We start from the raw sequence: 7,193 nt of genomic DNA, 5'->3' as shown, positions 1-7,193 counted from the left end.
TATCATGAGTATGAGCTTTATCTTCAGGTGGAGGGGATAGAGCATACGAAGACCAAAACGAAGTCTCCTCAGACCAATGGGGTGTGTGAGCGGTTTCAGAGGACGGTTTTGGATGAGTTTTATCGGGTGGCCTTCAGGACCAAGGTTTACCGATCGATTGAGGAGCTTCAGGTGGATCTGGATGGGTAGCTTAAGCAATATAATGAGGAGCGACCTCATTCAGGGAGATACTGTTATGGGAAGACGCCGATGCAGACCTTTCTTGATGCTATTCCTATGACCAGAGAGAAAATGATTGGGTACGAGGTGATGGCATGATACACCAACGGAGGATGTCAGATCGAGTCTTGACTTTTACATTTAAAGTCAGAAGATAGCAAAGATTAGGGCAATTCTTCCAACTCCCAGATACCACACGGACATACGTAACTACATATCCCACAGCCAATACAACTCTCGTCTTCAGAAATATACTCAAATCCTTGATACTTCTCTATCCGTTTTATAGCATTTGAAAAACAAGCTGCCTCACATATGCGGCAGTCTCTACAGATTGCACATGAGAGGCACCTCTGTGCTTCTCCGACTATGCCCTCTTTCTTTTCATATGTGGTTCCGTAGTAATACTCTTTTTTTATCCTATCATAGGGGATTACGCCCTTTAGAGCCGGTTTTGAAGTCACTCCAGAAAGATAAAAATCGATGTATTCCGCAACCCTTTTTCCATGGCTTATTGCGTGTGTTATAAGGCCAAGACCCGTTATGTCTCCTATCGCGTAAATCTTTGGGTCCCTGGTCTTAAAGTTTTCGTCTATTTGTATCCAACCGTCCGAAGAAACGATCTCGGAAGGCGCAAAATCTAAATCCGGTATATCTCCTATTGCAAAGAAAACAGAGTCCGCTTCAAGGAAACTCCCATCATGGAAGATCAGCCTTTTTCTCTTTTTGTCATACTCTTTTACATTTTTCGGCCATACAATTTTGACCCCTCTTTTTTTTGCTATCTCTAGTTCCTTTCCAGAGGCTTTTGGTTTCTGGATATCTATTGCGTAGACACTACTAGCTCCGAATACGTAAGCTAAGGATGCAACATCCATTCCCACATTACCCGCGCCGATGACGACTACACTCTTTCCTTTAAGATCCGGCTTTTTCCCTTCGTTTATCTCTTTTAGAAATTCATAGCCCGAAATTACTTGTTCTGAACCCGGAAACTGAAGTCTCCTTGGCCTGTGAGCTCCAATTGCGATGATGATGAGATCGTAGCCCTCATATATGTTGCGGAACTTGTCCTTAGTTACCCTTTCGCCTAGATGCACCTTATTTACAACCGAAATGAACCTTTCTATCTCCTTTCTGAAGATCTCATAGTTAAATCTTTCCCTCGGTATCAAAAACTCTATCTTCCCTCCTAATGTTTTTTCTGCCTCAAAAATTTCAACCAAGTATCCCCTCAATGTGAGATGCCACGCTGCACTCATTCCGGCCGGTCCTCCCCCGATAATTGCGATTTTTCTTTCGGATTTGATCTTGAATTCCGGAGGCTCCACATCGGAAATAAGCTCTCCCATCCTATTTATACCTACGGGAGAATCGACCAGGCATCTCGTGCAGGCCTCCATGCAAAGATTTGGACAGAGTTCGCCACAGACAGTATAGGGCAGGGGAGAGTGTGAAATGAGTTGCTTCTTTGCCTTATCCAAATTTCCACTTCTTAGGATGGAAAGTATCTTTCCTACGGGTATATTAGTTGGACAGGCAAAACTGCAAGGGGAAAGGTAACTCTCATTTTTCCAGTTAGGTTTTGCTTTTCTTAGCTCGCCTGTTACAACGTAAGGTATTACTGTCCATCTTTCGTGGTCTATGTATTCAGCGAAGATACCGTCTTTTCCAACTTCCTTTTCCCAATGTTTTATCCTGAATTCAGTCATGGAGATTGAAAATGACTTTTTCTTTTTCCTCTCTAAGGGTGTGAGGGCCACAAGTTTCATCCACTCGGACGGATTTCGCGTAAGCTCGTCAAATAACCCTTCTTCCCCTATAGCCTCGAGAAATCTTTTCATGTTATGGGTAAGCCAAAGCCAGTCCGATTCCTCGAGAGAGAGAAGCTTTACGTCCTCTTCGCTGAAGCCTTTTATATTTCCCCTGAAATATATGACACCTCCTACCATTCCTACACAGGGTCTATAACCTAAAACATTTTCAGGATTTCTCGGATTGTATCCACAGACAACAGATATTCCACCGGCCTTAAACTCGGCAAAACTATCCCCCACATCCCTCAAGTACCAAGACTGTGGAGGATCAAATCTAGGATTATGTTTCGTTAGCGTATCACATCTAGCACCACCACTTCCCTTAACGTAAAGGACTCCTTGAGCCGCAGCATTGAAGGCACCATCGCCAACGTCTCCTAAAACAGTTATTTTCGCCCCACAGTTTAACCATCCCACATCGTTGGAGGCTGACCCCTTAACAACTATCTCTGTCCCGAACATGCCCATTGATCCTAGCCTCTGTCCACATGGTCCTTCAACTATAACTACGATCTTTTCCTCCCTCGGCCATATTCTTCCACCGATTCCATGTTGACCGTCAGCGACCAGAAAGATTTTTCTTGCTCCTTTTTTTATTGAATCTTGGACAAGTTCTTCCAAAATTCTAGAAGGCACACGGAAACCGTTCACGTTCCCATAAATTCTTACAGTTTTCGAATCAATCCACTCCATTCCTTCTGCTATTTTTGGTTCCAGGATAGATCTCTCAGCATACATAGCTTATTTTCAGTCTCTCCGCCATATCTTTGTCATCGATTCCTATCCCGTCAGACATCCCTATCGGCAGTTCCGTACTCCTCCCCATTGGCGCAAATATCTTTTTCAGTTCCTTTTCGCAAACCCGAATCACATCTACTAGCCTTTCAGCGACTTTTTCAGAATCGAGCCTTCGATACAACTTGGGATCTTGGGTTGCTATCCCTTTTGGACACTTTCCGGTGTTACAGATATTGCACCTTCCATATTCATCACCGAGACAGCCTGCGGTTGCCTGCATTATGTACTTCGATACTTGAACGCAGGAGGCGCCAAGCATGATGAGGGCAGCAACATTTGCGGCAAGGTGGCCTTTCTTTCCGATCCCTCCTCCCGCTATGATCGGCAGTTCATTTTGCTTTCCCTGCTTTACGAGTTCTAAGTAGCAATCCCTAACATTCGATGCTATCGGATGGCCCATTTTGTCGAGTGATACATTGTACGCGGCACCTGTTGCCCCATCTTCGCCATCTATTGCAATGGCTGAGGCGTAAGGGTTTCTCACAAGGTTATTCAAAACAGCGGTTGCTGTCTTAGTTCCTGATATCTTTGGATAGACTGGAACCCGAAATCCGAAAGCCATAGACATGGACTGAATCATTTTTGCAACCGCTTCCTCGATTGAGTACTTTGTCTGGTGCGTAGGAGGTGATGCTAAATCGACACCTTCCGGAACCCCTCTTATTCTTGCTATGAGCTTTATCACCTTTTGGGCCATAAGCAATCCACCGTCTCCTGGTTTTGCACCCTGGCCATACTTAATCTCTATTGCCGCTGGGTCATCAACCATGTGTGGAATACTGTGGATAATCTCATCCCATCCGAAGTATCCTGATGCGATCTGGATGACGAAGTATTTAATATATCTTGACCTTAAAAGCCTCGGAGGTACCCCGCCCTCTCCTGTGCACATAACTATCGGAATCCTCTCCACTTCGTTTAAATACGCAACACCCATGGCAAGGCCTTCCCACATAGGCGGAGATAACGCTCCAACCGACATGGAACCGATCATAACGGGAAATATTTCCCTCACAGGAGGGACAAATGCCTCTTTATCCGTAACGATTAGACCGTTTTTAACTGTAAAAGGGAGATTCTCAGGCTGAAGCAACCTCCCGATAAAAGTTCTTACCCTGAATTCGTGCCTTAGAGCATCGAGGGCAGGGTCTGTGAGCATCGATATACGGATGAATTTTATCCTGTCAAGGGTGGATGGGGATGGATCGTTTCTCCTTCCTCCTCTTTTTAGTGGTTCTCCGCCTTTGTTGGCGAAATGGTAGAATCTATTTTGAGGATTGTATGTAGGTTCTATTGCTCCGTTAGGACAAACTATCTCGCACATCGCACATCCCGTGCAATACCTTTCGATGTCCCTTGACTGTTCAATGACATGGATTACTTTTATCTTCAACTGGGGATTAGGTGTAGGTCCGTAGGATTCAACAGTCCTTACGAGTTTTGGACTTAAGATTATAGCTTTATTAGGGCATACAGCTAAACATCTTCCGCACCTTTTACACCTTTCATCTTTCCAGTTTACGATAAAGGGGAACTCCTTTATGGAAAGGGACCCGTCTCCTTTAATTTCCACGCACAAACTCTCCTTTTAGCTGATTCCAAACGAGCACCTTTTCTGCTCCGTAAGGTACAATTACCATCTCGTATTTCATCGGATAAACGTCTTTTGAAGTGTCCCTTTCAGGAACCACTCTGTCTAAGCCGCAGACCTCGGATGATAGACAGTATTTACCAGGTACACCCCCAACAACCCCCGGCCTTAACTTTTTAGAATCCTGGACCATAAAGCACGTCCCTGAAGGGGTAAGACCTATCACACAATTAGGGCCGTCAATGGTCAGAAATCTAAGAGATCTCTTTATGAGCCTTAAAGCCTCTTTGTCCTTCCTTTCTTCCATTTCAGAATCTTTAAGGGGGGTAATGACGTCCTTGTAATAGTAAAGCGGAAATTTGAGTTTCCTTACAGTGTAATGGAGTATATGGGTGAATACCTCACTGTCACTCTCGTATCCTACGTAGCCCATAAAACCTCTCGACATTAAGAACTCCTTTATAGGGACAAAGGCAGTATTTTCTCCATTCGTCATCGTAGAATAACCCTGGATGAAGAATGGGTGACACGCATAAAGGTTTATTGAGTAATTTGTGTTCTGTCTTCCTTGGGCGAAGATAATCCTGGCTTTCAAATCTTCGTTGTCGAGGTTGAAGAATTCACAAAGCTCTATGGGATCTCCAACTTCCTTAAGCATTATCACATCGGGATAGAAACTGAATACAAAAAGATTCTCATTCTTTTCACCAAGCTTCCTTAGGGAGATCCTAGTTTTTAGGAGAAGATCTTCCTTTTCTTCGTCGGATTTTTCAAGAAAACTACTGGGGTAGTCGTATATCCTTGCGAAGTAGTGATCCATCCTTTTTTTTCCATTATTCCCTTTTACTTTCGGTGACCATTCATGTATAAGTCTAAACCCTAAAGTCTCCATGAACTCGTCGAGAACCTTAATACCTTCTTTGCTTGCAGTGCCTGAAAGGATAGGATACTCCTTGAGTTCCCGGAAGGTCCCTCCCAAGTCTTTCAAAAGCAAGCCCATTCCTGATCCGTCATGTCCTTCCTTCATAGTTTCCAACGCCAAGATATTCTCAAGCGGCGATAGATAATCTTTGGAGGTGATTGCCACAAGCCTGCACATGTCTATATGGCTTCATCCCCCCTCTGGCCAGTGCTTATTCTTAGAACTTCCTCTAAAGGATAGACGAAGATCTTTCCGTCTCCGATTTCTCCGGTGCGGGCCTTTTCGATGATTATCGCTAAAGCTTTCTCCAAATCCTCGTCCTTTACGACTATCTCCACTTTTAACTTCGGTAAAAGTCTTATTTCGTATGCCCTTCCCCGATAAATTTCCACGTATCCTTTTTGTCTTCCGAATCCTCTGACCTCTGTTACTGTCATGCCAGTAAGTATCCCGGCATCAGAAAGACCCGCTTTGATTTCGTCGAGTCTGTGCGGTTTCACTATTGCCTCGATTTTTTTCATACTACCTCCTATGTATGCAAGTTATATGCCCTTTCTCCATGAATACTTTCATCAAGACCGATAATTTCATCATCGAGACTGGATCTGAGTCCAACCGAGACCCGCAGAGCAAAAAATATGAAAGCTGTAACGAGGCCCGAATATACGATCGTCACCAAAGTTGCGATGAATTGAATGTAAAGCTGATTTGGATTCCCATAAATGAGTCCCCTTCCCATCTCATTCACAGAAGGATCCGCAAAAATCCCACAAAGTAGGGAACCTAAGATTCCGGCAACTCCATGAATTCCAAAGACATCGAGTGCATCGTCGTATCGGAAGAAGGCCTTAATCTTTGTGACCGCAAAATAAGGAACTGCACCTGCAAAGATGCCCATAATGGTAGCTCCAAAGACGTTTACGAATCCGGCGGCAGGTGTTATCGTTACAAGTCCTGCGACTGCACCGGAGCAAAACCCAAGGAGAGTCGGCCTTTTTGAGACAATCCACTCAGCCACCATCCAGGAGATAGCACCCATGGCAGAGGCGGTATTCGTGTTGACAAAAGCTATTCCGGCTAGTCCATTTGCCGATAAGGCTGAACCAGCGTTGAACCCAAACCATCCAAACCAGAGAAGGCCTGTGCCCATGGCAACAACAGTGAGATTGTGCGGGATGAGGGATAATTCCTTCCTTCTCCCTAGAAATATTGTGCCAATCAATGCAGCAACACCCGCATTTATGTGTACCACTGTTCCTCCTGCAAAATCTAAAGCACCCAACTTTGCTAAAAATCCTCCTCCCCAAACCCAATGGGCGATTGGAATGTAGACTAAAGTCGTCCATAGAATAGTAAAGAGGATCCACGCACCAAATTTAATTCTCTCTATGAACGCGCCACTCACAAGGGCAACCGTTATTGCCGCGAATGAGAGCTGATAAACGACGAATACGTATTCAGGGATAGTCTTTGCTACGTCGGATACGCTTTCCACTCTAATCCCAGAAAGAAAGAGTTTTACCGGCCTTCCAATCAAACCTGATATATCCTCGCCGAAAGTAAACGCGTATCCGTAAAGGATCCAAAGGATACTAACCAACGCAAAAGATGCAAAAGACATGGCTATGGTGTTGAGAGCATCCTTCCTCTTGGCCAGACCGCCGTAAAAAAGGGCAAGTCCAGGAACTGTCATAAGCATAACCAAAGCCGTAGCCATTATCATCCAGGCCGTGTCCCCGCTATTTACGAGGTCCTGGGCAAGGGTATTCCCCCCAAAAAGGAGGATAAACGGAATTGCCGCTAGAGATTTTTTCATCATTTCCTCCTTTCCTTAGCTTTTGCTCTT

Annotated in this window: 5 protein-coding genes and 1 pseudogene; 1 reads left to right on the top strand and 5 read right to left on the bottom strand. The window is 44.7% G+C overall.

The features are described 5' to 3' along the window. Window positions 1-318: pseudogene (locus NZ583_06515) on the top strand (integrase core domain-containing protein). A 65-nt stretch (window positions 319-383) separates the two neighbouring features. Here NZ583_06515 and NZ583_06510 read toward each other — a convergent pair. The 5 genes from NZ583_06510 to NZ583_06490 are packed head-to-tail and all read right to left on the bottom strand — an operon-like array spanning window position 384 to window position 7,070. Next, window positions 384-2,729, bottom strand: a complete 2,346-nt coding sequence (locus NZ583_06510; protein ID MCS7281260.1) for an FAD-dependent oxidoreductase — start codon at window positions 2,727-2,729, stop codon at window positions 384-386. Between the two features lie 34 nt (window positions 2,730-2,763). After that, a complete protein-coding gene (locus NZ583_06505) occupies window positions 2,764-4,407 on the bottom strand; it encodes a glutamate synthase-related protein (protein ID MCS7281259.1) in 1,644 nt (547 codons plus the stop codon). After that, window positions 4,397-5,524 (bottom strand): glutamate synthase, encoded by a 1,128-nt coding sequence (locus tag NZ583_06500; GenBank protein ID MCS7281258.1) that lies wholly within the window; start codon window positions 5,522-5,524, stop codon window positions 4,397-4,399. The genes NZ583_06505 and NZ583_06500 overlap by 11 nt, the downstream gene beginning before the upstream one ends. A 2-nt stretch (window positions 5,525-5,526) precedes the next feature. Next, a complete protein-coding gene (locus tag NZ583_06495; protein ID MCS7281257.1) occupies window positions 5,527-5,868 on the bottom strand; it encodes a P-II family nitrogen regulator in 342 nt (113 codons plus the stop codon). Between the two features lie 8 nt (window positions 5,869-5,876). Next, window positions 5,877-7,070, bottom strand: coding sequence for an ammonium transporter (locus NZ583_06490; protein MCS7281256.1), 1,194 nt, complete (start codon window positions 7,068-7,070; stop codon window positions 5,877-5,879). Window positions 7,071-7,193: the final 123 nt, after the last annotated feature.

Source organism: Thermodesulfobacteriota bacterium, assembly GCA_025062045.1.
Taxonomy (GTDB): Bacteria; Desulfobacterota; Syntrophorhabdia; order Syntrophorhabdales; family JANXAF01; genus JANXAF01.
The sequence above is the reverse complement of the archived record's forward strand: the minus strand, read 5'-3'. Positions and strand labels throughout refer to the sequence as shown.

Bases quoted from the DNA above. Each gene is read 5' to 3' on its own strand.
- NZ583_06510 (MCS7281260.1), bottom strand. From the start codon at position 2,729: ATGGAGTGGATTGATTCGAAAACTGTAAGAATTTATGGGAACGTGAAC.
- NZ583_06500 (MCS7281258.1), bottom strand. From the start codon at position 5,524: ATGTGCAGGCTTGTGGCAATCACCTCCAAAGATTATCTATCGCCGCTT.
- NZ583_06495 (MCS7281257.1), bottom strand. From the start codon at position 5,868: ATGAAAAAAATCGAGGCAATAGTGAAACCGCACAGACTCGACGAAATC.
- NZ583_06490 (MCS7281256.1), bottom strand. From the start codon at position 7,070: ATGATAATGGCTACGGCTTTGGTTATGCTTATGACAGTTCCTGGACTT.